The sequence below is a fragment of the Streptomyces fradiae ATCC 10745 = DSM 40063 genome, from assembly GCF_008704425.1.
Lineage (GTDB): Bacteria > Actinomycetota > Actinomycetes > Streptomycetales > Streptomycetaceae > Streptomyces > Streptomyces fradiae.
This window is the reverse complement of sequence record NZ_CP023696.1, coordinates 4896898-4922731: the sequence shown is the minus strand read 5'-3', so window position 1 is coordinate 4922731 and position 25834 is coordinate 4896898. Positions and strand designations below refer to the sequence as shown.

Below are 25834 nucleotides of genomic sequence, written 5' to 3'. Positions count from 1 at the left end.
GATGGCGGGGCGGTCGCCGTGCGGCCGCCCCGCCCCGCGGGACCGCCGCTACCGCTCCGCCGGCCGCACGCCCGCCTTCAGCAGACCGTACGTGTAGGCGTCCACCAGCGCCTGCCAGGACGCGTCGATCACGTTCTCCCCGACGCCCACCGTCGACCACTCGGTGTCGCCGTCGCCGGTGGTGATCAGGACGCGGGTGGTGGACTCGGTGCCGTGGCGGCCCTCCAGGATGCGCACCTTGTAGTCGACCAGCTCGAACTTGGTGAGCTGCGGGTGGATCCGCTCCAGCGCCGCGAGCAGCGCCCGGTCCAGGGCGTTCACCGGGCCGTTGCCCTCCGCCGTGGCGACGATGCGCTCGCCGTCGGCCCAGACCTTGACCGTCGCCTCGTTGGCGTGGCTGCCGTCGGGGCGGTTCTCGGAGATGGCCCGCCAGGACTCCGTACGGAAGTAGCGCAGCGGCCGGCCCTCGACCTCCTCGCGGAGCAGCAGCTCGAAGGAGGCGTCGGCCGCCTCGTACGTGTAGCCGCGCAGCTCCCGGTCCTTGACGCGGTCGACGACGCGGCCGACCAGCTCCCGGTCGCCGCCCAGGTCGATGCCGAGCTCCTTGCCCTTCAGCTCGACCGAGGCGCGTCCGGCCATGTCGGAGACGAGCATGCGCATGGTGTTGCCGACCAGCTCGGGGTCGATGTGCTGGTACAGGTCCGGGTCGACCTTGATCGCGGAGGCGTGCAGGCCCGCCTTGTGGGCGAAGGCGGAGACGCCGACGTACGGCTGGTGGGTGGAGGGGGTGAGGTTGACGACCTCGGCGATGGCGTGGGAGATGCGGGTCATCTCCGCCAGGGAGCCCTCGGGCAGGACGCGGCGGCCGTACTTGAGCTCCAGCGCGGCGACGACGGGGAAGAGGTTGGCGTTGCCGACGCGCTCGCCGTAGCCGTTGGCGGTGCACTGGACGTGGGTGGCGCCGCCGTCGACGGCGGCGAGGGTGTTGGCGACGGCGCAGCCGGTGTCGTCCTGGGCGTGGATGCCGAGGCGGGCGCCGGTGTCGGCGGCGACGGTGGAGACGACGGCCTGGACCTGGGCCGGGAGCATCCCGCCGTTGGTGTCGCAGAGCACGACCACGTCGGCGCCGGCCTCGTGCGCGGCGCGGACGACGGCCTTGGCGTACTCGGGGTTCGCGCGGTGGCCGTCGAAGAAGTGCTCGCAGTCGACGAAGACGCGGCGGCCCTGCCCGCACAGGTACCGGACGGTGTCGCGGACCATGGCGAGGTTCTCGTCGAGCGTGGTGCGCAGCGCCAGTTCCACATGGCGGTCGTGGGACTTGGCGACCAGGGTGATGACCGGTGCGCCGGAGTCGAGGAGCGCCTTGACCTGCGGGTCGTCGGCGGCGCTGATGCCGGGGCGGCGGGTGGCGCCGAAGGCCACGAGCTGGGCGTGCCGGAAGTCGATCTCCGCGAGGGCGCGGGCGAAGAACTCGGTGTCGCGCGGGTTGGCACCGGGCCAGCCGCCCTCGATGAAGCCCACGCCGAAGTCGTCCAGGTGCCGGGCGATGGTCAGCTTGTCGGCGACGGTGAGGTTGATGCCCTCGCGCTGGGCGCCGTCGCGCAGTGTCGTGTCGAAGACGTGGAAGCCGTCGTCGACGGGCTGATCCGTGGTCATGGCTGTCCTGCTCCTGTCGGATGGGCTCCGGTGGGATTCCCTCCCCCGCCCGGTCCCGGGCGGGGTGGGGGGCCCGGGTGGGGGAATGGGTGGTTCCGCTTGTCCCCATTCTCGCGCGCTCGCCGCCGGCCCTCGGGTGGGGCCCGGAAAACGAAAAGACCCCTCGCGGGTGCGAGAGGTCTGCGCGCGGGTCTGGGACACGGTGTCGCTGCCGCGGCGGGGTCACTGCCGTCGTTCAGCGGTCACTGCGGACCGGCGCGCTGCTGCCGATAATCATCGGGTTTGCGAGCACGGCGGCAGTCTGCCACAGGTGCGCCACCGCGTGGGCACGGATCTCACGATGCGGTCAAGACCCGGACAGCAGGGTTTCGGCGAGGTGTTCGCGCACCTGGGCGAGCACCTGGGCGCGGCCGGTGCCGGGCAGGCCGACGGCGACGTGGACGCTGAACCCGTCGAGGAGGGCGCGCAGCCGGGCCGCGTACCGGTCGGGGTCGACGGGGCGCAGTTCGCCGCGCGAGACGCCCTCGGCGATGAGGGCGACGAGATCGCGGTGCCAGGCGCCCTCGATGGCCGCCTGGCGGTCGCGCGCGTCGTCGCCGGCGTACTGCGAGCGGTTCCACACCTCCAGCCAGAGCGTCCAGTGCGGGTCGCGGGGGCCGTCGGGGACGTACAGCTCGACGTACGCGGCCAGACGCCCGGCGACGGGGAGGTCGTGCCGGGACAGCAGGGCGCCGCGCTCCGCGCCGAGGCGGCCCTCGCTCCACTCCAGGGTGCGCAGCAGCAGCTCGTCCTTGGTGCGGAAGTAGTAGAGGAGGTGGCCGCTGCTCATGCCGACGTCGCGGCCGAGGCCGGCCATGGTGAGGCCGTCCAGCCCGCGCTCGGCGATGGTCGCCATGGCTGCGGCGAGCACGTCCTCGCGAGGCGGCGCGGTGTTGCGGCGCCGGGCGGGGCGGGGGGCGCGGGCGGGGCCGCCGTCCGTCCGGGCGGCGGGGCCGCCGTCCGTCCGGGCGGCGGGGCCGTCAGCCTGGGCGGAGGCGCCGCCGGTGGGGGCGGAGGCGCCGCCCGCCTGGACGGAGGCGTCGCCGGTGGGGGCGGAGGCGCCGCCCGCCTGGACGGAGGCGTCGCCGGTGGGGGCGGAGGCGCCGCCCGCCTGGGCGGAGGCGCCGCCGGTGGGGGCGGAGGCGCCGCCGGTGCGGGCGCGGCCGGTGGGGCCTGCCGCGCCGGGGGCGGGGCCGGCGGAGCCCTCTTCGGCGGGGGCGGCTTGGGGGTCGTTCACCCGTCCGTTGTACCCGATGCCCATCCCGCCCCCGCCATCCGTTCCCGCAGAGCCGCCACGGCGGCGGGGGCGGGCGGCGGGCCGGTCAGGGCCTCCGTGCCGACTCCGAGGACCTCCAGGACGACCGCCGCCACCTGGTCGCCGGGGAGCGCGCCGGAGAGCAGGGCGAGCAGGGCCGGACCGTCCTCGTCGGCCCAGCCGTCGGCGGCTACCGCCTCGCGCAGCGCCACGACCGTGTCCACGGCGGCGGCCGGGAGCTTCGTCCAGGCCCGCAGGGTGCGCACCTCGTCGGCCGCCTCGGCCATGAACCACACCAGGACCTCGTACGGCACGTCGTGCCCGTCCGGGGCGAAGAGGTGGAAGGAGGGCTCGCGTGCCGGGTCCTCGTCGGGGATGACGGCGGTGACCAGGCGGCTCGCGTCGCGGTGGTCGAGCTCGATGTGCCAGGCGTCCTCGGGCAGGGCGTAGGTCCGGGTGATCCGGTAGTCGGGGTGCGGGGCGGGGCGTGCGTCGGCCATGGGCGCAGGCTGTCAGCCGCACCCATGGCCGGACCAGCGGTTTTCCCCGGTGCCGCCCGCGCGGGGGCGTCAGCGGTCCTCCCGGCGCCGCCCGCGCGCGGGTCTCAGACCCGGGGCTGCTGCTGGGTGATGCAGTGGATGCCGCCGCCGTGGGCGAAGACGGGGCGGGCGTCGACGAGGGTCACGGCGCGGTCGGGGAACAGGCGGCGGAAGACATCCGCCGCCGTCTCGTCGCGCGGGTCGTCGAAGGCGCACAGGACGACACCGCCGTTGCAGAGGTAGTGGTTGATGTACGAGTAGTCGACCCACCCGCCGTCGGCCTGGAGGACGGTCGGCGCGGGGACCTCGACGACCTCCAGGGCGCGGCCCCGCGCGTCGGTCTGGGAGCGCAGGAGGGCGACGATCTCCTTGCAGGGCTCGTGGTCGGGGTGGGCGGGGTCGGGCTGGGTGTGGGCGACGACGACGCCGGGCCGGGCGAAGGCGGCCACGATGTCGACGTGGCCGCGGGTGCCGTAGTCGCCGTAGTCGGCGGTCAGCCCGCGCGGCAGCCAGATCGCCTTGGTGGTGCCGAGCCTGGCGTGCACCTCCGCCTCGACCTGGGCGCGGGTCCAGCCGGGGTTGCGTTCGGGGCCGAGCTGGACCGTGTCGGTGAGCAGGACCGTGCCCTCGCCGTCGACGTGGATCGCCCCGCCCTCGTTGACGAGCGGGCTGGCGTGCACGGGGGCCCCGGCGAGGTCCGCGACATGGCGGGCGACCTTCGCGTCGTGCTCCCAGCGGGCCCAGTCGGCGGCGCCCCAGCCGTTGAACACCCAGTCCACGGCGGCGAGCCGGGTGCCGTCGGTGACGAAGGTGGGGCCGGTGTCCCGCATCCAGGCGTCGTCGAGGTCGCGCTCCACCAGGTCGACGGCGTCGCCGAGGAGGGCTCGGGCCGAGTCGGCGTCGCCGGGGGCGGTGACCAGGGTGACCGGCTCGAAGCGGCGTACGGCGCGGGCCACCCGTGCCCATGCCGCTCGGGCCGAGGCCAGGTCCTCCGGTGTGGCGAAGGTCGGGTTGGCGGTGGGCCAGGCCATCCAGGTGCGCTCGTGGGGAGTCCACTCGGCGGGCATGCGGAACGTCATGGGGGCGGTCCTCAGAGGAAGTAGAGGCGGTTGAGGGAGACGGAGTCGGCGGGGTCCGAGCGGACCGGCTCGCCGTCGAGGGTGACCAGGCCGGTGCGGGCGTCGACGGCGACCTCGCCGACGCGGGAGTTGCGGCGCAGGTCGGCGGGGCCGATGCCGCGGGTGCCGCGTACGGCGACGCGCCGGCGGCGGGTGGGCATCCGGTCGGCACCGAGCTGGGCGGCGGCGCCGGAGACGAACGCGACGGAGAGGTCCGCGGCCGTCGCGCCGTGGGCGCCGAACTGCGGACCGAGGACGAGCGGTTCGCAGGTGTCGGTGGCGGCGTTCGGGTCGCCCACCACCCCGTACGCGGGGAAGCCCGCCTTCAGGACGAGCTGCGGCTTCGCGCCGAAGAACTCGGGCCGCCACAGCACGATGTCCGCGAGCTTGCCGGGCTCGATGGAGCCGATCTCGTGGGCGAGGCCGTGGGCGATGGCCGGGTTGACGGTGAGCTTGGCGATGTACCGCAGGACGCGGGCGTTGTCGTCGCCGTCCCCGTCGCCGTCGAGCGGGGCCAGCTCGGCCTTCATCTTCCCGGCCATGGCGAAGGTGCGGCGCACGGTCTCGCCCGCCCGGCCCATGCCCTGGGCGTCCGAGGAGGTGATGCCGATCGCCCCCAGGTCGTGCAGGACGTCCTCGGCGCCCATCGTCCCGGCGCGGATGCGGTCGCGGGCGAGGGCCGCGTCACCGGGCAGGTCGGTCTTGAGGTCGTGGACGGAGACGATCATCCCGTAGTGCTCGGCGAGCGCGTCCCGCCCGAAGGGCAGCGTGGGGTTGGTGGACGAGCCGATGACGTGGGGGACGCCCGCCATCTTGAGGACGTTGGGGACGTGGCCGCCGCCGCAGCCCTCGATGTGGAAGGCGTGGATGGTGCGCCCTTCGAGGACCCTGAGGGTGTCCTCCACGGACAGGCACTCGTTGAGGCCGTCGCTGTGCAGGGCGACCTGCACGTCGTGGTCCTCGGCGACCCGCAGCGCCGTGTCCAGGGCGCGGGTGTGGGCGCCCATGTCCTCGTGGACCTTGAAGCCGGAGGCGCCGCCCTCGGCCAGGGCCTCCACCAGCGGCGCGGGGTCCGAGGACGAACCGCGCGCCAGGAAGCCGATGTTGACCGGCCAGGCGTCGAAGGCGTTGAAGGCGTGGCGCAGCGCCCACGGCGAGTTGACGCCGACGCCCCATACGGGCCCGAACTCCTGGCCGATGATCGTGGTCACCCCGGAGGCCAACGACGCCTCCATGATGCGGGGCGACAGCAGGTGGACGTGGGTGTCGACGGCCCCGGCGGTGGCGATCAGGCCCTCGCCGGACACGATGGAGGTGCCCGTGCCGACGACCACGTCGACCCCGTCGAGGGTGTCGGGGTTGCCGGCCCGGCCGATGGCGTGGATCCGGCCCTCCCGGATGCCGATCGACGCCTTGCGGATGCCCTGCACGGCGTCGACGACCAGGACGTTGCTGATGACCACGTCGCAGGTGTCGCGGACGGCGGCGGCCTTCAGGTGCAGCCCGTCGCGGGCGGTCTTGCCGAAGCCCGCGAGGAACTCGTCGCCCGGCTTCTGGGCGTCGGACTCGACCCGCACGGTGAGGCCGGAGTCGCCCAGGCGGACGCGGTCGCCGGCGCGGGGGCCGTGCACGGAGGCGTACGCGTAGGGGTCCATCAGTCCTCCTCACGGGCGGCGGGGGCCTGGCTGGGCCGGCCCTCGGGGTCGGAGTCGGGGCCGGGGCTGGGGTCTGGGCCGGGGCCGGGGTCCGGGCCGGGGCCGGGGTCCGGGCCGGGGCCGGGGTCCGGGCCGGGGCCGGGGTCCGGTGCGGCGCCGAGGTAGCCGCAGGCCGCCGCCCTGCGCAGGGCCTCCTCCTTCGCGCCGGGCGCGTCCAGCGGGCCGTCCACCAGCCCGGCGAACCCGATCGCCACCCGGTCGCCGCCGAGGGGCACCAGCCCGACCTCCGCCTCGCCGCCCGGGTCGAACCGCACCGACGAGCCGGCCGGGACGCACAGCCGCATCCCGTAGGCGGCCGCCCGGTCGAACCGCAGCCGGGGGTTGGCCTCGAAGAAGTGGAAGTGGGAGGTGACGCTGACCGGCACGGCGGCGGTGTTCCGGACGGTCAGCGTCGCGACCGGGGCCGCCTCGCCGTATCCGGCCCCTGGCAGCAGGGCGCCGGGCGCGTCGGGGCCGGCGGAGGGGCCGCCGATGGGGTCGGTGACCACGGCGAGGCGGGAGCCGTCGTCGAAGACGGCCTCCACGTGGACCTCGGTGACCACGTCGGCCACGCCGGGCAGGACGTCGTCCGGGCCGAGCACCGAGCGGGCCGCCTCGACGGCCTCGGCGAGGCGCAGGCCGTCGCGCGCGGCCTCGCAGACGGTGTCCGCGATCAGGGCGGTGGCCTCGGGGATGTTCAGCCGGAGCCCGCGGGCGCGGCGGGACCGGGCGAGTTCGGCGGCACTGAAGAGGAGCAGCCGGTCGCGTTCCGTGGGGGTCAGGCGCACGGCCCTCGCACCTCCTGGCGTGTACGACGAGGTTGACTTAGAGCATCACTCTAAACGGATGGGACCTGGATGAGAATCAGGGCGGATATGTGAGGGGGAACAGATGGAGCGCCGCTCCATGCTCCGCGCGCGGAGGGGACGGGGCCGGAGGGCGCGACACGGGCGGGGCGGGCGGGGAGGCGCGGGTGGGGCGGCGCGGCACAGGCGGAGGCGGCACGGCACGGGTGGGCGGCGCGAGCGGCACGGGCGGCACGGGCGGCACGGCGCAGGCGCGGGCGGAGGAGTGGGCGCGGCCGGGGCGCGAGGGTGCGGGCGCACGGACGTACGGCGCCTGCGTCCTGGCGCCCGCCGGAAAGCACGGCGCCCGCCGCCGCCCGCGGGCCGCCGTGGAGGGCGGAACGCGGGCCGCGGCGGGCGCGGCGGACCTCGGCGGCCGTCAGGCGACCGGCTGGGGCGGGCGGGTCAGGCGACCGGGTGGGGCGGGGTCAGGCGACCGGGTGGGTCCAGCCGTGGGTGTCCTCGGCGGCGCCCGTCTGGATGTCCAGCAGGGCCCGGCGGAGCTTCAGGGTGACCTCGCCGGGCGTGCCGTCGCCCTGCGTCCACTCGCCGCTCGCCGACTTGACCGTGCCGACCGGGGTGATCACGGCGGCCGTGCCGCAGGCGAAGACCTCGGTGAGCGTGCCGTTCTCCGTGTCCCGGCGCCACTGCTCGGTGGAGACGCGGCGCTCCTCGGACTCGTAGCCGAGGTCGCGGGCGACCTGGAGCAGCGAGTCACGGGTGATGCCGGCGAGGAGGGAGCCGGTCAGCTCAGGCGTGACGATCTTGTTCCCGTACACGAAGTACAGGTTCATGCCGCCCATCTCCTCGACCCACTTGTGCTCCAGCGCGTCGAGCCAGACGACCTGGTCGCAGCCCTTCTCGGCGGCCTCGGCCTGGGCGAGCAGGGACGCGGCGTAGTTGCCGCCGGTCTTGGCGAAGCCCATGCCGCCGGGGACGGCGCGGACGTAGTTCTCCGACAGCCAGACGGAGACCGGCTTCACGCCGCCGGGGAAGTAGGCGCCCGCGGGCGACGCGATGACGACGAAGAGGTACTCGTCGGCCGGCCGGACGCCCAGCCCGACCTCCGTGGCGATCATGAAGGGCCGCAGGTAGAGGGATTCCTCGCCACCGTGCGGCGGGACCCACGCCTCGTCCTGGCGGACCAGCGCGTCGCACGCGGCGACGAAGGTCTCGACGGGCAGCTCGGGCATGGCGAGGCGGCGGGCGGAGCGCTGGAACCGCTCGGCGTTGGCCTCGGGCCGGAAGAGGGAGACCGTGCCGTCGGGGCGGCGGTACGCCTTGAGGCCCTCGAAGATCTCCTGCGCGTAGTGCAGGGTCATGTTGGCGGGGTCGAGGGAGAGCGGGCCGTACGGCGTGAGCTGGGCGTCGTGCCAGCCGCGGCCCGCGGTCCACTTGATGGTCACCATGTGGTCGGTGAAGTGGCGGCCGAAGCCGGGGTTGGCCAGGACCGCCTCGCGCTGGGCGGCGGACAGCGGGGTCGAGGAGGGCTTGAGCTCGATCGTCGTGGGCGTCGTCATGAGTGCTGTGTCCTTCACCGGTGTGTGTGGGTCGGACCGCGCTCACGCCGCCGCCCCGCCGCTGCTGCGGCTTTCGTAGGACGTCCGAGCGATACCGCATGCCGCGGCCCCGCGTTCGATTATCGCTCGGGGGCCCTGTGCGGGGAAACGGGTGTGACCGCGGTCCGGGGTTCGATGGTGGCACCCGGCGGCGGCACGCAGAAGCCGCCGGGCGCTGTCGCGACCCGGCGGCTGTGTTCTGGTGGCTCCAGTCGGCGGGTCAGTTCGCCACGCGTACCGCGAGCGCGTCGCCGATCTCGTCCGTGGAGCGCGCGGGGGCGCCGGCGCGCTCGGCGAGGTCGGCGGCGACCGCCTCCTCGATCCGGGCGGCCTCGGCCTCGTGGCCGAGGTGGCGCAGGAGCAGCGCGACGGACAGGACGGTCGCGGTGGGGTCCGCCTTGCCCTGGCCCGCGATGTCGGGCGCGGAGCCGTGGACCGGCTCGAACATCGACGGGAAGGCGCCCGCCGGGTTGATGTTGCCGGAGGCGGCCAGGCCGATCCCGCCGGTCACGGCGGCGGCGAGGTCGGTCAGGATGTCGCCGAAGAGGTTGTCGGTGACGATCACGTCGAAGCGCGCGGGGTCCGTGACGAAGAAGATCGTCGCGGCGTCGACGTGCAGGTAGTCCGTGGTGACCTCGGGGTACTCCTCGCCGACCTTGTCGAAGATCTTCTTCCACATGTGCCCGGCGTGGACGAGGACGTTGTTCTTGTGGACGAGCGTCAGCTTCCTGCGGGGGCGGGCCTGGGCCCGCTCGTAGGCGTCGCGCACGACGCGCTCGACGCCGTACGCGGTGTTGACGCTGACCTCGGTGGCGACCTCGGCCGGGGTGCCGGTGCGCAGGCTGCCGCCGTTGCCGGTGTACGGGCCCTCGGTGCCCTCGCGGACGACGACGAAGTCGATGTCGGGGCGGCCCGCCAGCGGGGTCGCGGTGTGCGGGAGGAGCTTCGACGGACGCAGGTTCACGTAGTGGTCGAAGGCGAAGCGCAGCTTCAGCAGCAGGCCCCGCTCCAGCACGCCGGAGGGAACGGACGGGTCGCCGATCGCGCCGAGGAGGATGGCGTCGTGGCCCTTGAGGTCCTCCAGCTCCGCGTCGGGGAGGGTCTCCCCCGTGCGGTGCCAGCGCCGGGCGCCGAGATCGTACTCACGGGTCTCCAGCTTCACGTCCTGCGGGAGGACCGCGGACAGGACCTTGAGCCCCTGGGACACGACCTCGGGGCCGATGCCGTCACCGGGGATGACTGCGAGATTGATGCTGCGAGACATGTCGGCACCCTACTCCGCGTCCCACTGCCTGACACGCACCGTCCACGATACGGACGCGTGGCGGAGGCGGGGCGGCGGACGCGGTGTGGTCGGCGGTCGGGCTCAGTGGCCGGTGGAGCCGCCGTTGTCGCGGCGGTCCAGGGCGCGCTGGAGGGCGGCGGCGGCGTTCTTGCGCTCGGTCTCGGAGGGGCGGGCGGCCGCGTGGCGGACGCGGCGGGCACGGCGGGCGGCGGCGGCAGCGGTCATGGCGGGGCTCCTTGGCGGGGCGAGGCTGGGGAGGCGCCGGAAGGGGGCGGGGAGCGCTGCCGCAGGGGTGACCTGCCGTGGGCACCGCGCTCTCGACCGCCGTTCGCTGATGGAGCGAGACGTTCGGCTCCCTCCACGCTAAGCGAGCGGGCCGCCGCTGTCTCCAGGATTACTCGGACTTCCTACTATCTGAGACGGCGGGGGTGGCGCGCCCGCGAACGCGCCCCGTGCGCGCCCCGTACGCGCCCGCACCTGGGCCGCGCCCGCGCCCCGCCTGACGCGTCGGCGGGGCGTCAGAGCACGTCGCCGTCCCGCCAGTCGAACTGCAGGGGACCGCCCTCCGGCGCGGGCAGCGGCCGGCCCGCCGAGGGCCGCAGGAAGGTGCAGTCCTCCTCGTCCGCCATCCGGACCACCCCGTGCGGGCCGTACGCCTCGATGCGGCCGTTCCACAGGTGCCAGCCGCGCGAGCGGTAGAGCAGGGCGCCCGCGTCGGAGGCGGAGAGCGCGCCGAAGTCGTACGCCCCGTCGAGGACCTCCTCCAGCGCCGCCATCACCCGCGTGCCCAGCCCCTGGCGGCGGCGGTCCGCCCGTACGCCCACGGCCTCCACGTACCCGACGCGGTGGGCGCGCCCGGCGTGGACCACGCGGCGCATGACGACGCTGCCGTGCGCCACGATCCGCCCGCCGCGGTCCTCGGCGTACGCGTGGACGCCGCCGAGGCCGTGCTCCCAGTCCTCCTCGCTCAGGTCGCCTTCGAAGGCGTCCTGGAGGAGGGCGCGGATCGAGGCGAGCACGGCCGGTGCCAGCTCGTAGGTGTGGGCGGTATGGAGACGATCACTCATACCGCCCACTGTGGCACTCCGCCCGGCCGGGCGGGGGCGGGTCAGTACACGTTCACGCCATAGGCGCTCAGGGCCTCGCGGACCGGCTGGTGGATGGCGGAGCCGTTGGTGCCCGTGCAGCCGGAGCTGCCCGAGTGGATGCCGAGGGCGACGGAACCGGCGAAGTGGGCGCCGCCGCTGTCGCCGCCGGCGGAGCAGGCGGTCGTGCGGACCATGCCGTAGACGGGGCCGTCGCTGTAGTTGACGGTGACGTTGACGGCGCTGACGGTGCCGCTGGTGACCTTGGTCGTGGAGCCGCTCTTCTTGATGGCCTGGCCCACGACGGCGTCGGCCGCGGAGGCGATGTCCTGGTAGCCGCCGTTGTACAGGTTGACCCGGCCGTCCACGTTGGTCGTGGTCGTGTAGCGGACGATGCCGTAGTCGTTGGTCGGGAAGCTGGTGCCCTCGCGGACGCCGATGGACGTGCCGCCGGAGGTGGACGACCAGGTGGACGAGAGGTTGGTGCAGTGCCCGGCGGTCAGGAAGTACCGGACGCCGTTCTTGGTGACGTTGAAGGCCGCCGAGCAGCGCGAGCCGCCGCCGTAGATGGCGTCGCCGCCGGCCACCTCGCGCTGGAACACGCCGGGGACGCGGGTGACGCTGACGGCGCCGTCGAGGGAGGCGGCGACCTTGCGGAGCCGGGCCAGGTCGCGGGCGGAGACGGAGGAGTCGGCCTCCACGGCGATCCGGTTGGTGCGCGGGTCCAGCCCCCACGAGGTGCCGGGGATCTTGGCCCGTGCCTCCAGGGCGGCCATGGCCGCGTCGAGCTCGGCGGCGCCGCGCTGGACCCGCCGGGGCGTGGCGCCCGCCGCGCGGACCTTGGCGGCGGCGGCCTCGGTGGTGACGGTGACGACGAGTTCGCCGGTGCCGGCGTCCACGTAGGTGCCGGCGCTGTCGTCGCCGAGGGTCCGCTCGACGGCGGCGTCGAGGGCGTGGAGGGCGGCGGCGGAGTCGGAGGCCGGGGCGGGGGCGGGCCTCTGGGGGGCGTCGGCTCCGGCCGGGGCGGCGCCGAGGCCGAGGGAGGCGGCGAGGAGCAGGGCGGACAGGCCGGTGCGCGCACGGGTGGTGCGTCTCATGCCGGGGTCTCCTTGTCGGTGACGGGTGGGGACGTACCGAGGGAGCAACTTGACATGAACGCTTCACTGACCGCAAGGGCGCGTTTCCGCCGCGCCCGGCCTCCGGCGCGACGACCCGGACATGGAGACCGCCCCCTCCCGGCGTGGGGGCCGGAAGGGGGCGGCGTCAGGGGGCGGCCTCGCGGGCCGCAGCCCGGCCGCGGTGCGGCCGGGGCGGGCATCGGCCCGCCGGCCCGTGCGTACGGGCCGGGGCGGGCGTCAGCCCGTGCGCGGGCGTCAGCCCATGTGCGGGTAGCCGTACTCGGTCGGCGGGACCAGCGTCTCCTTGATGGCGCGGGTCAGCGTCCAGCGCATCAGGTTCTGCGGGGCGCCGGCCTTGTCGTTGGTGCCGGAGGCGCGGCCGCCGCCGAAGGGCTGCTGGCCGACCACGGCGCCGGTCGACTTGTCGTTGATGTAGAAGTTGCCCGCGGCGTACCGCAGCTTCTCCATCGTGTGCGCCGCCGCCGCGCGGTCGTTGGCGATGACCGAACCGGTCAGCGCATAGGCCGAAACCGACTCCATCTGGTCGAGCATGGCGTCGTACTGGTCATCCTCGTAGACGTACACGGCCAGGATCGGGCCGAAGTACTCGTCCCGGAAGACCTCGTTCTCCGGGTCGGTGCACTCGATGACGGTCGGGCGGACGAAGTAGCCCACCGAGTCGTCGTACGTGCCGCCCGCGACGATCTCGCAGGTCGGGTCGGCCTTGGCGCGGTCGATCGCGGCCTTGTTCTTGGCGAAGGCGCGCTCGTCGATGACGGCGCCGATGAAGTTCGTCAGGTCGGTGACGTCACCCATCCGGATGCCGTCGACCTCGGCCGCGAACTGCTCCTTGAAGCCGGAGTTCCAGATCGAGGCGGGGATGTACGCGCGCGAGGTCGCCGAGCACTTCTGGCCCTGGAACTCGAAGGCGCCGCGGGTCAGCGCGGTCTTCAGGACGGCGCGGTCGGCGCTCGGGTGGGCGACGACGAAGTCCTTGCCGCCCGTCTCGCCGACGATCCGCGGGTAGGAGCGGTACTTCTCGATGTTGTTGCCGACCGTCTTCCACAGGTGCTGGAAGGTGCGGGTGGAGCCGGTGAAGTGGATGCCCGCGAGCATCGGGTGCTCCAGGGCCACCTCGGAGACGGCGATGCCGTCGCCGGTCACCAGGTTGATGACGCCCTTCGGCAGGCCGGCCTCCTCCAGCAGCTCCATGAGCAGCACGGCGGCGTGGGTCTGGGTCGGGGACGGCTTCCACACCACGACGTTGCCCATGAGGGCGGGGGCGGTGGGGAGGTTGCCCGCGATGGCCGTGAAGTTGAACGGCGTGATCGCGTAGACGAAGCCCTCCAGCGGACGGTGGTCCAGGCGGTTCCACACGCCGGGCGCGTTCGCCGGGGGCTGCTCGGCGAGCAGGTCGCGGGCGTACTTGACGTTGAACCGCCAGAAGTCGACCAGCTCGCACGGGGTGTCGATCTCGGCCTGCTGCGCGGTCTTGGACTGGCCCAGCATGGTGGAGGCGGCCAGCGTCTCGCGCCACGGCCCGGCCAGCAGCTCGGCGGCGCGCAGGAAGATCGCGGCGCGGTCGTCGAAGGACATCGAGCGCCACGCCGGGGCGGCGGCCAGGGCGGCGTCGATCGCGTCCTGCGCGTCCTGCCGCGTGGCGCCGGCGAAGGTGCCGATGACGGCCCCGTGGTTGTGCGGCTGCACGACGTCCACCCGCTCGCCGCCACCCATGCGCTTGACGCCGTTGATCGTCATCGGCAGGTCGATCGGGTTCTCGGCCAGCTCCTTGAGCTTCGCCTCCAGCCGGGCCCGCTCGGGGGAGCCGGGGGCGTAGCCGTGCACCGGCTCGTTGACCGGGGCGGGGACCTGGGTCACAGCGTCCATGGGTCTCGTAACTCCTTTGGTGAGGGGTGTCAGGGGCGTCGCCCCCACGGGCTCCGGATCAGTTCTTGGTGATCATCGAGCGGACGAAGAACAGCAGGTTGGCCGGCTTCTCCGCCAGACGGCGCATGAAGTAGCCGTACCAGTCGGTTCCGTACGCCGTATACACCCGCATCCGGTGGCCCTCGGCGGCCAGCCGGACGTGCTCCTCGCTGCGGATGCCGTACAGCATCTGGAACTCGTACTCGTCCAGTTTGCGCCCGTGGCGGCGCGCGAGCTCCTGCGTCACGGCGATGAGCCGCGGGTCGTGCGAGCCGATCATGGGGTAGCCCGAGCCGGCCATCAGGGTCTTCAGGACGCGGACGTACGCCAGGTCGATCTCCGCCTTGTCCTGGTGCGCCACGGAGGCCGGCTCCTTGTAGGCGCCCTTCACCAGGCGGACCCGGCTGCCGTCCGCGGCGAGGCGGCGGGCGTCCTCCTCGGTGCGGAAGAGGTACGCCTGGATGACGCAGCCGGTCTGCGGGAAGTCCTTCCGCAGCTCCTCGTGGATGGCGAACATCGAGTCCAGCGTCGTGTGGTCCTCGGCGTCCAGGGTGACGGTCGTGCCGATGGCGGCGGCGGCCTCGACGACCGGCCGCACGTTGGCGAGGGCCAGCTCGTGGCCGCCCGGAAGGGCCTGGCCGAACATCGACAGCTTGACCGACATCTCGGCCCGCGTGCCGAGGCCCAGCGGCTCCAGGCGGCCGATGAGCTCCAGGTAGGCGTCGCGGGCGGCGGCGGCCTGCTCCGGGGTGGTGATGTCCTCGCCCACCACGTCGAGGGTGACCTCCAGGCCCCTGTCCGCGAGGCCCGTGACGATGGGGATGACCTGGTCGACCGTCTCACCGGGGATGAACCGGTCGACGACCGGCTTGGTCACCGGAGCCGCCGAGACAATGCGGCGCATCTTGTCGCTGCGCGAAGCGGCGAGGATCACGGGACCCAGCACGGGGCACCTCCACGAACAAGGGGGGACTACAGGATGGGGCGGCCGGAATCCGACATCGCGGAAACAGCGCGGAGAACCACCGTGAAACCTAAGGATCACCCCGCCGCCGGGCCATCGACAGCTGTCACGCATCCGTGCCGCGGATCTCAGACATCTGTCTGAAACGGTGGGAGAATGTCCGGGTGAAGGGCGATTACCAGGAACTGGTCGACGAGATCTCGGCGCTGCTCGGCGCCCCCGCCACGCTGGAGAACCGGGATTTCGGGCTGATCGCCTTCGGCGCGCACGACAGCGACGACGCCTCCGCCATGGACCCGGTCCGTACGCGCTCGATCCTCACCCGCAGGTCCACCCCGGCGGTGCGCGCGTGGTTCGAGGGGTTCGGCATCACACGCGCGACGGGCCCCGTCCGCATCCCGGCCGCCCCCGACGCGGGCGTCTACCGGGACCGGCTCTGCCTGCCCGTACGCCACCGGGGCGTGGCCCTCGGGTACGTGTGGCTGCTCGACACCCCGCCCGGCCCGTCGCCGGAGCGGCTCGCCGCGGCCATGGAGGTGGCGGCCAGGATCGGCGCGCTGCTCGCCGAGGAGGAGCGGGCCGGCGGCGACCTGTCGCGCGAGCTGCGCGCCGCGCTGACGGCGGAGCGGGACTGGGGATACGACCAGGCGCTGGCCGCCCTGCGCTCGGCGCTCGGCCCGGCCGCCGACGGGCTGCACGCCCTGGTGTGCGTGGCGCCGTGGCCGGGCGGCGACAGCCCGTCGGTACGTACGGCTCCGGGGGCGGCGGCCCTGTGCACGGCGCCGTGGCCGGGCCCCGGCGCACCGGGGCTGCCGGGCGCGGACCTGCCGGGGGCGGGCGCCCGGCCGGGGCGCGGCGCGCCGGGGACGGCGGCGCCGGGGGCGGAGAACCGGACGGGGCGCGGCCGGGCGGTGGCCGCCCGCTCCGGGGAGGGCACCCGGCCGGGGCACGGCGACCGGCCGGCGGCGGGGGCCCAGGCGGCGGGTACCGAGGCGGGAGGCGCCACGGCGGGTACCGCAACCGCCGGCGCCCGGGCCGGGGACGGCGCCCACCCGGAAGGCCCCCCGGCGGGGGCGGGCGCGCGCTCGGCGAGGGAGCGCACCGGGGAAGGCGCCCGCCCGGAGCGGGGCCCCCGGCCGGGCCTGGGCGCCCGAGCCGGAGCCGCCGCCGGGACCGCCGCCGGGGCCGGCGCCCCGGACGGGCCGGGCGACCGGGAGGGCGCCCGGGACGTGGCCGCGCCGGGGGCGGCGGCCGGGCAGGTGCTGGCCGCCCTGGTCCGCCTCCGCTCCCCCGACGTCCTCACCCCCGCGCTGACGGCCGGCGCCCGGCTGTGCGACCTGGCGGGGCCCGGCGCCGCGGCCGGGGTGGCCACCCCGCGGCGGGGCCTGGCGGAGCTGCGCGGCGCCTGGGCGGAGGCCACCTCGGCGGCGCGCGCGGCGCTGGCCGAGCCGCGCCTGGGCCCCGTCGCCCCCTGGGCCTCCATCGGCCCGTACCGGCTGCTGACCGCCCTGCCGCGGGAGGCCGCCGACGACCCGGCGGTACGCCCCCTGCTGGGCCGCGCGCACGCCGAACTGGCCCGCACCGCCGAGGTGTTCCTCGACCACGCGGGCCAGGCGGGCCGCGCCGCCGCCGCCCTCGGCATCCACCGGCAGACCCTGTACTACCGGCTCTCCCGCGTCGAGCAGCTCACCGGCCTCGACCTCGACGACGGAGAGGACCGGCTGCTGCTGCACCTGTCCCTGAAGGCCCGCCGCCTCGGCGGCCCGGCGGGCGGGTGAGCCGCGCCGGCCGTCCGCGCGGTGACCCTGCGGCGCCCCCGCCGCCGCAGGGTTGCGGGGGCGGGGGCGCCGGAGTGGTGCGGGGGTGTCAGACCAGGTTGGCGGAGCGGGCGGAGGTGGCGCCCACCTCGGCGGCCAGCTCCGTCAGCACCGCCTGCGGCACCGTGTCGTCGACGGTGAGGACGGCCAGCGCCTCGCCGCCCTCCTCGGCGCGGGCGACCTGCATGCCGGCGATGTTCAGCCCGGCCTCGCCGAGGATGCGGCCGACGGTGCCGACGACACCGGGGCGGTCCTCGTAGCGCAGGACGACCATGTGGTCGGCGAGCGCCAGGTCCACGTCGTACTCGCCGACCGCGACCAGCTTCTGCAGGTGCTTGGGGCCGACCAGGGTGCCGGAGACGGCGACCTCCTCACCGCTGCCGAGGGTGCCGCGGACGGTGATGACGTTGCGGTGGTCGGGAGACTCGCTGCTCGTGGTGAGCCGCACCTCGACGCCGCGCTCCTGCGCGAACAGCGGGGCGTTGACGTACGACACGGTCTCGTCGACCACGTCCTCGAAGACGCCCTTGAGGGCGGACAGCTCCAGCACCTTGACGTCGTGCTGGGTGATCTCGCCGTACACCTCCACGTCGAGGCGGACGGCGACCTCGCCCGCCAGGGCCGTGAAGATCCGGCCGAGGCGCTCCGCGAGCGGCAGGCCCGGCTTGACGTCCTCGGCGATGACGCCGCCCTGCACGTTCACCGCGTCCGGGACCAGCTCCCCGGCGAGGGCCAGGCGCACCGAGCGGGCGACGGCGATGCCGGCCTTCTCCTGCGCCTCGTCCGTGGACGCCCCGAGGTGCGGGGTGCACACGACCTGGTCGAACTGGAAGAGCGGGGAGTCCGTGCACGGCTCCTTGGCGTACACGTCGAGGCCGGCGCCCGCGACGCGGCCCTCCTTCAGCGCCGAGTACAGCGCCTCCTCGTCCACGATGCCGCCGCGCGCGGCGTTGACGATGCGGACGGTCGGCTTGACCTTGTGCAGCGCCTCGTCGCCGATGAGGCCGATCGTCTCGGGCGTCTTCGGCAGGTGGACGGTGATGAAGTCGGCGGTCTCCAGCAGCTCGTCCAGGGAAAGCAGCTTGACGCCCATCTGCGCGGCGCGGGCCGGCTGCACGTAGGGGTCGTAGGCGACGACCTTCATCCCGAACGCGGACATGCGCTGGGCGACCAGGACGCCGATGCGGCCGAGGCCGACGACGCCGAGGGTCTTCTCGCTCAGCTCGACGCCGGTGTACTTGCTGCGCTTCCACTCGCCGTTCTTCAGCGCCGTGTTGGCCTGCGGGATGTTGCGGGCCGTGGCGATGAGCAGGCCGCAGGCGAGCTCGGCGGCGGTGACGATGTTGGACGTGGGGGCGTTGACGACCATCACGCCGGCCTTGGTGGCGGCGGAGACGTCGACGTTGTCCAGGCCCACGCCTGCGCGGGCGACGACCTTCAGCCGGCGGGCCGCGGCGACGGCCTCGGCGTCGACCTTGGTGGCGGAGCGGATCAGGATCGCGTCGACGTCGGCGATGGCGGGGAGGAGCTCCTCGCGGTTGGCGCCGTTGCAGTGCCGGATCTCGAAGTCGGGGCCGAGGGCGTCGACGGTGGCGGGCGACAGCTCTTCAGCGATGAGTACGACGGGTTTCGAGCTCACGTGAGGTCCTCACAAGTCCAGTGCGGACGGCCGTCCCGACGGCCGCAGGCGGTGGAGGGGGGCTTGCCGCGTGGAAGACGCACGACGCTGTGGGCCTGACGCGTATTGCTGTGCAGTGTAGTGGCGGCGGCGACCCGATTCTGCGCCTCGTTGGCAGGATCACCCACACGGGGCTGGACGTCGTGGACAAGCCTTCGACGGGCGGGGCGCGGGCGGGTGCCCGCGGTCCCCGGGCGGTGCTTCCGGGAGGGTCCCGGACGGCTCACCGGGGGCGGCCCGGACGGCCGAACGGCGGCCGGGCGTACGGCGGCGGGGCCGGGCACGCGCCCGGCCCCGCCGCCGCGAGGCTCACGCCTCGTCGTTGTCCACCCAGCTCATGAGCTTGCGCAGCTCCTTGCCGGTGGTCTCCAGCAGGTGCTCGGAGTCCTGCGTCTTGTACTCCTGGTACTTCTTCAGGCCGCCGTGGTACTCGTCCATCCAGTTCTTGGCGAACGTGCCGTCCTGGATCTCGCCGAGGACCTTCTTCATCTCGGCCTTGGTGGCGTCCGTGATGATGCGCGGGCCCGTGACGTAGTCGCCCCACTCGGCGGTCTCGGAGACCGACCAGCGCATCTTCTCCAGGCCGCCCTCGTACATCAGGTCGACGATCAGCTTCAGCTCGTGGAGGCACTCGAAGTAGGCGATCTCCGGCTGGTAGCCGGCCTCGACCAGGGTCTCGAAGCCCGCCTTGACCAGCGCCGAGGTGCCGCCGCAGAGCACGGCCTGCTCGCCGAACAGGTCGGTCTCGGTCTCCTCGGTGAAGGTCGTCTTGATGACGCCCGCCCGGGTGCCGCCGATGGCCTTCGCGTACGACAGGGCCAGGGCGAAGGCGTTGCCCGTGGCGTCCTGCTCGACGGCGGCGATCGCCGGGACGCCGCGGCCCTCCTCGTACTGACGGCGGACCAGGTGGCCCGGGCCCTTGGGGGCGACGAGCGCGACGTCGACGCCGGCCGGGGGCTTGATGAAGCCGAAGCGGACGTTGAAGCCGTGGGCGAAGAACAGCGCGTCGCCGTCCTTCAGGTTGCCCTTGATGGAGTCCTCGTAGACCTGGGCCTGGATGGGGTCCGGGATGAGGATCATGATCACGTCGGCCTCGGCGGCGGCCTCCGCCGGGGTGACGACGCGCAGGCCCTGCTCCTCGGCCTTCGCCTTGGACTTGGAGCCCTCGTGCAGACCGACGCGGACGTCGACACCGGAGTCGCGGAGGGACAGCGCGTGGGCGTGGCCCTGGCTGCCGTATCCGATCACCGCGACCTTGCGGCCCTGGATGATGGACAGGTCGGCGTCGTCGTCGTAGAACAGCTCGGCCACTGGGTTTCTCCTTGGGTTTTCTGGTGGTGCGTCCCACCGTACGGCGGGAGGGACGAGAACGTCGGGGGGTCTCGGTACGCGGACTGCGCGGACTACGCCGAGCGCTCCAGGGCGCGCAGCGACCGGTCCGTGATGGACCGGGAACCGCGCCCTATGGCGATGGTGCCGGACTGGACGAGCTCCTTGATGCCGAACTGCTCCAGCATCTTCAGCATCGCCTCCAGCTTGTCACTCGATCCGGTGGCCTCGATGGTCACCGCCTCGGGCGAGACGTCGACGGTCTTGGCGCGGAAGAGCTGGACGATCTCGACGATCTGGGAGCGGGTCTCGTTGTCGGCGCGGACCTTCACCAGGACGAGCTCGCGCTGGATCGCGGCGCCGGGCTCGAGTTCGACGATCTTCAGGACGTTGACCAGCTTGTTGAGCTGCTTGGTCACCTGCTCCAGCGGCAGGTCCTCGACATTGACCACGATGGTGATGCGGGAGATGTCGGGGTGCTCGGTGACGCCGACGGCGAGGGAGTCGATGTTGAAGCCGCGGCGGGAGAAGAGGGCGGCGATCCGGGCGAGGATGCCGGGGGTGTTCTCCACCAGGACGGAGAGCGTGTGCTTGGACATGGTGTGGTGACTCGACTCTCTCTCAGTCGTCTTCGCTGTCGCCGAAGTCGGGGCGGACGCCGCGGGCGGCCATGACCTCGTCGTTGGAGGTGCCGGCGGCGACCATGGGCCACACCTGGGCGTCCTCGTGGACGATGAAGTCGATGACGACGGGGCGGTCGTTGATGGCGTTGGCCTCGGTGATGACCTTGTCCAGGTCGTCGGGGCTCTCGCAGCGCATGGCGACGCAGCCCATCGCCTCGGCCAGCTTCACGAAGTCCGGGACGCGGGTGCCCGCGCCGGCCGCCTTGCCGTCCGCCTCGGGGCCGGAGTGCAGGACGGTGTTGGAGTAGCGCTGGTTGTAGAAGAGCGTCTGCCACTGGCGGACCATGCCGAGGGCGCCGTTGTTGATGATGGCGACCTTGATGGGGATGTTGTTCAGCGCGCAGGTGACCAGTTCCTGGTTGGTCATCTGGAAGCAGCCGTCGCCGTCGATGGCCCAGACCGTGCGGTCGGGGGCACCGGCCTTGGCGCCCATGGCGGCCGGGACGGCGTACCCCATGGTCCCGGCGCCGCCGGAGTTGAGCCAGGTGGCGGGCTGGTCGTAGTCGATGAAGTGGGCGGCCCACATCTGGTGCTGGCCGACGCCGGCGGCGAAGATCGTGTCGTCCGGGGCGAGCTGGCCGATGCGCTGGATGACCTGCTGGGGGGCGAGGCTGCCGTCCTCGGGCTGGTCGTAGCCGAGGGGGTAGGTCTCGCGCCAGCGGTTGAGGTCCTTCCACCAGGCGGTGTAGTCGCCGGTGTGGCCCGCCGTGTGCTCCGCCTGGACGGCCTGCACCAGGTCGGCGATGACCTCGCGGGCGTCGCCGACGATCGGCACGTCGGCGACGCGGTTCTTGCCGATCTCCGCCGGGTCGATGTCGGCGTGGACGACCTTGGCGTACGGGGCGAAGCTGTCCAGCTTGCCGGTGACGCGGTCGTCGAAGCGGGCGCCGAGGGCGACGATCAGGTCGGCCTTCTGCAGGGCGGTGACGGCGGTGACGGAGCCGTGCATGCCGGGCATGCCGACGTGCTGCGGGTGGGTGTCGGGGAAGGCGCCGAGGGCCATCAGCGTGGTGGTGACGGGGGCCCCGGTCAGCTCCGCGAGGACCTTCAGCTCGGCGGTGGCGCCGGCCTTGAGGACGCCGCCGCCGACGTACAGGACGGGCCGCCTGGCGGAGGTGATCAGCTTGGCGGCCTCGCGGATCTGCTTGGCGTGCGGCTTGGTGACGGGGCGGTAGCCGGGCAGGTCCGTCTGCGGGGGCCAGCTGAAGGTCGTCCTGGCCTGGAGGGCGTCCTTGGCGATGTCGACGAGCACGGGGCCGGGGCGGCCGGTGGAGGCGATGTGGAAGGCCTCGGCGATGGTCCTCGGGATGTCCTCGGCCTTGGTGACCAGGAAGTTGTGCTTGGTGATCGGCATGGTGATGCCGCAGATGTCGGCTTCCTGGAAGGCGTCGGTGCCGATCGCCTTGGAGGAGACCTGGCCGGTGATCGCGACGAGCGGGACGGAGTCCATGTGGGCGTCGGCGATGGGGGTGACCAGGTTGGTGGCGCCGGGGCCGGAGGTGGCCATGCAGACGCCCACCTTGCCGGTGGCCTGCGCGTAGCCGGTGGCGGCGTGGCCGGCTCCCTGCTCGTGGCGGACGAGGACGTGGCGGACCCGGGTGGAGTCCATCATCGGGTCGTACGCGGGCAGGATCGCGCCGCCGGGGATGCCGAACACCGTCTCGGCCCCGACTTCCTCGAGCGAGCGGATCAGGGACTGGGCGCCCGTGACGTGCTCAACGGTGGCGGAGGGCTGTCCGCCGGAACGGGGCCGTGGCTGCGGGTGGTGGGCCCCGGTGGCCTGCTCGGTCATCGGCAATCTCTTCTCGAAGCTGAGGGTTTTGGCGAGAGTCTTCGGCGGGTCTGTCGGTGTCTGTCAGGGTGTGTCGCGATGTTCCGGTGCAACAAAAAACCCCTCGTGCCGTGAGGCAAGCGAGGGGAGCGCGCCGGGGGGAGTCCGCAGTGCCATGGTGGGCCTGCTCAGCCGACGCGCTTTCCAAGTACGAGAATTCGGGTGCGCATGGCACTGACCCTCCCCCCGGCGCACGGTCAGTGTCAAGTGGGTGGGACACGCGTCTCACTATGTGAGCGCATCGAGGGGAGCGATCCGGACGGCACCACCCGCGCGGGGACCGACCCGCCGGCGAGGACGGGCCGCGGCTGAGCGCCGGGGACGGGATAGGCGTCGCGCGCCAGGGCGCGGCGGAGCCCGTGCTCGTCCAGCGGCCCGGAGAAGGCCGTGCCCTGCGCGTGGGTGCACCCCATGGCGCGCAGCGCGGTGACCTGCTCGGGTACGTCGACGCCCTCGGCGACGGAGTGCAGGCCGAGGTCCCCGGCGATCCGCAGCAGCCCGCTGGTGATCTTGTGGAGCCGGGCGGACTCGACCACGCCCTCCACCAGGCCGCGGTCCAGCTTCAGTATGTCGACCGGGAGCCTGCGCAGGGCGTTGATCGCGGCGTACCCGCTGCCGAAGCCGTCGAGCGCGACCCGCACGCCGAGGCGGCGGAGGGCGACGAGGCGCTGCTCCAGCTCGTCGAAGGAGAGCCGCGGGTCGCTGTCGGCGAGCTCCAGGACGAGGGACCCGGCCGGCAGTCCGTGCCGGCCCAGCAGCGCCTCGACGGTGCCGAGCGCGAAGGAGCGGTCGAGCAGGCGGCGGGCCGGCACCCGGACGGAGACGGGGGCGCGGTGGCCGTGCCGGCGCCGCTCGGCCGCCTGGGCGACCGCCTCCTCCAGCATCCAGCGGCCGAGCTCGGCGGTGCGCTCGCCCGCGTCGTCGGCGACGCGCAGGAACTCGGCGGGGGTGAACAGGATGCCCTGCGCGGAGCGCCAGCGGGCCTGCGCGGCGACGGCGGCGACCCGGCCCGTGGCGAGGTCCACGACGGGCTGGTGGAGGAGGGCGAACTCGCCGTCGTGCAGGGCGGTGCGCAGCCGGGTGTCGAGCGCCGTGCGGCGTACGGCCTCGGCCTGCATCTGCGGGGCGTACAGCTCGACGCGGTTCTTGCCGCCGGCCTTGGCGCGGTACATGGCGAGGTCGGCGTTGCGCAGCAGGTCGCCGGCGGTGATGCCCGGTTCGGCGAAGGCCACGCCGATGGAGGCGGCGACGCGGACGTCGGCGCCGTCGATCCGGTACGGCTGGGAGAGGGTGAGGCGGAGCCGGTCGGCGATCTCGTGGACCTGGAACTCACGGGCGGCGGGGTCCTGGCCGGCGTCCCCGGCGATGAGGGCGGCGAACTCGTCGCCGCCGAGCCGCGCGGCGGTGTCCCCGGCCCGTACGGACTCCTGGAGGCGGCGGGCGGCCTGGATGAGCAGTTCGTCGCCCGCCTGGTGGCCGAGGCGGTCGTTGACGCCCTTGAAGCCGTCGAGGTCGATGAAGAGCACCGCCGTGCCGGAGTCGCCGGAGCGGCGGCCGGCGAGGGCCTGGCGGACGCGCTGGGTGAACAGGGCGCGGTTGGGCAGGTCGGTGAGCGGGTCGTGCTCGGCGTTGTGCTGGAGCTGGGCCTGGAGGCGGACCCGCTCGGTGACGTCGCGGCTGTTGAAGATCAGGCCGCCCTCGTGGCGGTTGACGGTCGACTCGACGTGGAGCCAGTCTCCCCCGCCCTCGGCGCCGGCCGAGCGGAAGGCGCCCCCGCCACCGGACCGGAAGCGGCACTCGATGCGGGTGGTGGGCTCCTCGGACGGCGGCGCGGCGAGGAATCTGCGCACCTCGTGGACGACCTGCCCGAGGTCGTCGGGGTGGATCAGCGCGGAGAGCTCCGTGCCCATCAGCTCCTCGGCGTCCCGGCCGTACACCCCGGAGGCGGCCGGGCTGACGTAGCGCAGGACGCCGCCGGGGTCGGCGATCATGATCACGTCGCTGGAGCTCTGGACCAGGGACCGGAAGTGGTTCTCCTTCTCGGCCAGCTCCTGGGTGAGGGCGATGTTGTCGAGCAGCATGATGCCCTGCCGGACGACCAGGGCGAGCACGACCGTGCAGCCGGTGAGGACGACGAACCGGTCCACGCGGCGGCCTTCGACGAAGAAGTACAGGATGCTGAGGGTGCAGACGCCGGCCGCGAGGTAGGGCGTGAGCGCGGCGAGCGAGCCCGCGGTCGGCCGGCCGGGGTGGCGCTGCGGGCGCTCGCCGCGCGGGGCCCGGCGGCCCGGCTCCGGGGGCGGCGGACCGGCCGCCCGGCGCGCCGCCCACGGGGCGTAGGCGAGGAGCAGGGAGCCGGCGAACCAGCCCGCGTCGAGGAGCTGTCCGGAGCTGTAGGTGTCGCGCAGCAGCGGGGACGTGAAGAGGGCGTCGCACAGCACGGTGAGGGCCAGGGCGGCGACGGCGGTGTGGACCGCCGTGCGGTTGCCCCTGGAGCGGCGGAAGTGCAGGGCGAGGACCATGCTCACGAGAACGATGTCAAGCAGCGGGTAGGCGAGGGAGAGGGCCGCGCGGGCGACGCTCTCGCCGTCGACGCGGGCCGTGTGCGCGAGGGCGAGGCTCCAGGAGAGCGTGAGCAGCGACCCGGCGATGAGCCAGGAGTCGAGCGCCAGGCAGACCCACTCCGCCCGGTTGACCGGGCGCTTGGCGAGGACGAGCAGTCCGACGATGGCGGGCGGCGCGAAGAGCAGGAAGAACACGTCGGCGAGCGACGGGTCGGGCACCGGCCGGCCCAGGACGACCTCGTACCAGCCCCATACGGCGTTGCCGCAGGAGGCCATCGCGGAGGAGAGGGCGAACAGCAGCCAGGCCGGGCGGAACGGGCTGCCGTGGGCGCGGCCGTAGCGGAAGCAGGAGACGGCGGCGACCAGGGCGGCTGCGCTCAGCCCGAAGTCGCCCATCACCAGCGCCAGCTTCTCGGAGCCCCAGCCGAGCAGCGCGCCCGTGGCGTATCCGCCGCACAGGACGGCGAGGACCAGCTGGCCTCTCGCACCGCCCGCTCCGTCGCCGGGCGGCCCGCAGGGCGCGCCGCCGGCCGCGGGCCCGCGCTCGACGAGGACGCCGGGGGCGCTCGCCGGGGCCCTCATCGCAGCGCTCCCGTCCGGGCGGGCACCGTGCGGGCGGGCGCCGTGCCGGTGGACTTCCCGGGGACGGGCTCCACGCGCGCGGACCTCGCGGGGACGGGGTCCCCACGGAAGGCAGCCGTCCGCCTGGGCGCCGGCCGCTCGGGGGCCGTTCGGCCGGGAGCCGTTCGGCCGGGAGGTGTGGCGGGCTCCGTCCTGCCCGGCCCCCTCCGGTCGGCTCGGGCCCGGCCGGCCTGGGTGCCGGTCGGTTCCCTCAGCTGGGGTTCCGTC

Annotated in this window: 19 protein-coding genes; 1 reads left to right on the top strand and 18 read right to left on the bottom strand. The window is 74.0% G+C overall.

Annotated elements, in window-relative coordinates:
• Positions 1-48 precede the first annotated feature (48 nt).
• The 13 genes from cimA to CP974_RS21975 form a co-directional block, all read right to left on the bottom strand.
• Positions 49-1656 carry a citramalate synthase gene (cimA, locus tag CP974_RS22030; protein ID WP_031136232.1) on the bottom strand — a complete coding sequence of 536 codons (1608 nt, stop codon included), beginning with the start codon at positions 1654-1656 and terminating at the stop codon, positions 49-51.
• A 346-nt stretch (positions 1657-2002) separates the two neighbouring features.
• Entirely contained in the window at positions 2003-2551 is a 549-nt protein-coding gene (locus CP974_RS22025) for a TetR/AcrR family transcriptional regulator (RefSeq protein WP_078915892.1), read from the bottom strand.
• A 377-nt stretch (positions 2552-2928) separates the two neighbouring features.
• Entirely contained in the window at positions 2929-3450 is a 522-nt protein-coding gene (locus tag CP974_RS22020; protein WP_051839629.1) for a hypothetical protein, read from the bottom strand.
• A 104-nt stretch (positions 3451-3554) separates the two neighbouring features.
• Positions 3555-4568 carry an agmatine deiminase family protein gene (locus tag CP974_RS22015; RefSeq protein ID WP_031133298.1) on the bottom strand — a complete coding sequence of 338 codons (1014 nt, stop codon included), beginning with the start codon at positions 4566-4568 and terminating at the stop codon, positions 3555-3557.
• 11 nt (positions 4569-4579) lie between these two features.
• Positions 4580-6262: an urease subunit alpha gene (locus tag CP974_RS22010; protein WP_031133296.1), complete on the bottom strand. Its 1683-nt coding sequence runs from the start codon at positions 6260-6262 to the stop codon at positions 4580-4582.
• Positions 6262-7089 carry an urease subunit gamma gene (gene ureA, locus CP974_RS22005; RefSeq protein WP_078915715.1) on the bottom strand — a complete coding sequence of 276 codons (828 nt, stop codon included), beginning with the start codon at positions 7087-7089 and terminating at the stop codon, positions 6262-6264. The genes CP974_RS22010 and ureA overlap by 1 nt, the downstream gene beginning before the upstream one ends.
• 485 nt (positions 7090-7574) lie before the next feature.
• The gene (locus tag CP974_RS22000) at positions 7575-8666 is read right to left on the bottom strand and encodes a branched-chain amino acid aminotransferase (protein WP_031133292.1); all 1092 of its coding nucleotides are present in this window, start codon (positions 8664-8666) and stop codon (positions 7575-7577) included.
• 259 nt (positions 8667-8925) lie between these two features.
• Positions 8926-9969 carry a 3-isopropylmalate dehydrogenase gene (locus tag CP974_RS21995; RefSeq protein WP_031133290.1) on the bottom strand — a complete coding sequence of 348 codons (1044 nt, stop codon included), beginning with the start codon at positions 9967-9969 and terminating at the stop codon, positions 8926-8928.
• 102 nt (positions 9970-10071) lie between these two features.
• Entirely contained in the window at positions 10072-10215 is a 144-nt protein-coding gene (locus CP974_RS29730) for a hypothetical protein (protein ID WP_162887739.1), read from the bottom strand.
• A gap of 293 nt (positions 10216-10508) precedes the next feature.
• Positions 10509-11057 carry a GNAT family N-acetyltransferase gene (locus CP974_RS21990; protein ID WP_031133288.1) on the bottom strand — a complete coding sequence of 183 codons (549 nt, stop codon included), beginning with the start codon at positions 11055-11057 and terminating at the stop codon, positions 10509-10511.
• Between the two features lie 41 nt (positions 11058-11098).
• A complete protein-coding gene (locus CP974_RS21985) occupies positions 11099-12172 on the bottom strand; it encodes a S1 family peptidase (RefSeq protein ID WP_031133286.1) in 1074 nt (357 codons plus the stop codon).
• A 276-nt stretch (positions 12173-12448) separates the two neighbouring features.
• Complete coding sequence (gene pruA, locus CP974_RS21980) at positions 12449-14080, bottom strand: L-glutamate gamma-semialdehyde dehydrogenase (RefSeq protein ID WP_031133284.1); 1632 nt, start codon at positions 14078-14080, stop codon at positions 12449-12451.
• Positions 14081-14138: 58 nt separating this feature from the next.
• A complete protein-coding gene (locus tag CP974_RS21975) occupies positions 14139-15065 on the bottom strand; it encodes a proline dehydrogenase family protein (RefSeq protein ID WP_031133282.1) in 927 nt (308 codons plus the stop codon).
• A gap of 182 nt (positions 15066-15247) precedes the next feature.
• Here CP974_RS21975 and CP974_RS21970 point away from each other — a divergent pair, with 182 nt between their 5' ends.
• On the top strand, positions 15248-16861 hold the full coding sequence (locus CP974_RS21970) for a helix-turn-helix domain-containing protein (RefSeq protein ID WP_085921445.1): 1614 nt from the start codon (positions 15248-15250) through the stop codon (positions 16859-16861).
• Positions 16862-16949: 88 nt separating this feature from the next.
• Here CP974_RS21970 and serA read toward each other — a convergent pair whose 3' ends face one another.
• From serA to CP974_RS21945, 5 genes are all read right to left on the bottom strand, one after another.
• Positions 16950-18539 carry a phosphoglycerate dehydrogenase gene (serA, locus tag CP974_RS21965; protein ID WP_031130874.1) on the bottom strand — a complete coding sequence of 530 codons (1590 nt, stop codon included), beginning with the start codon at positions 18537-18539 and terminating at the stop codon, positions 16950-16952.
• A gap of 348 nt (positions 18540-18887) precedes the next feature.
• Complete coding sequence (ilvC, locus tag CP974_RS21960) at positions 18888-19889, bottom strand: ketol-acid reductoisomerase (RefSeq protein WP_031130872.1); 1002 nt, start codon at positions 19887-19889, stop codon at positions 18888-18890.
• 92 nt (positions 19890-19981) lie between these two features.
• Positions 19982-20506 carry an acetolactate synthase small subunit gene (gene ilvN / locus CP974_RS21955; RefSeq protein WP_031130871.1) on the bottom strand — a complete coding sequence of 175 codons (525 nt, stop codon included), beginning with the start codon at positions 20504-20506 and terminating at the stop codon, positions 19982-19984.
• Between the two features lie 22 nt (positions 20507-20528).
• Positions 20529-22382 carry an acetolactate synthase large subunit gene (locus CP974_RS21950; protein WP_031130870.1) on the bottom strand — a complete coding sequence of 618 codons (1854 nt, stop codon included), beginning with the start codon at positions 22380-22382 and terminating at the stop codon, positions 20529-20531.
• A 242-nt stretch (positions 22383-22624) separates the two neighbouring features.
• Positions 22625-25567 carry a putative bifunctional diguanylate cyclase/phosphodiesterase gene (locus CP974_RS21945; RefSeq protein WP_031130868.1) on the bottom strand — a complete coding sequence of 981 codons (2943 nt, stop codon included), beginning with the start codon at positions 25565-25567 and terminating at the stop codon, positions 22625-22627.
• Positions 25568-25834 lie beyond the last annotated feature (267 nt).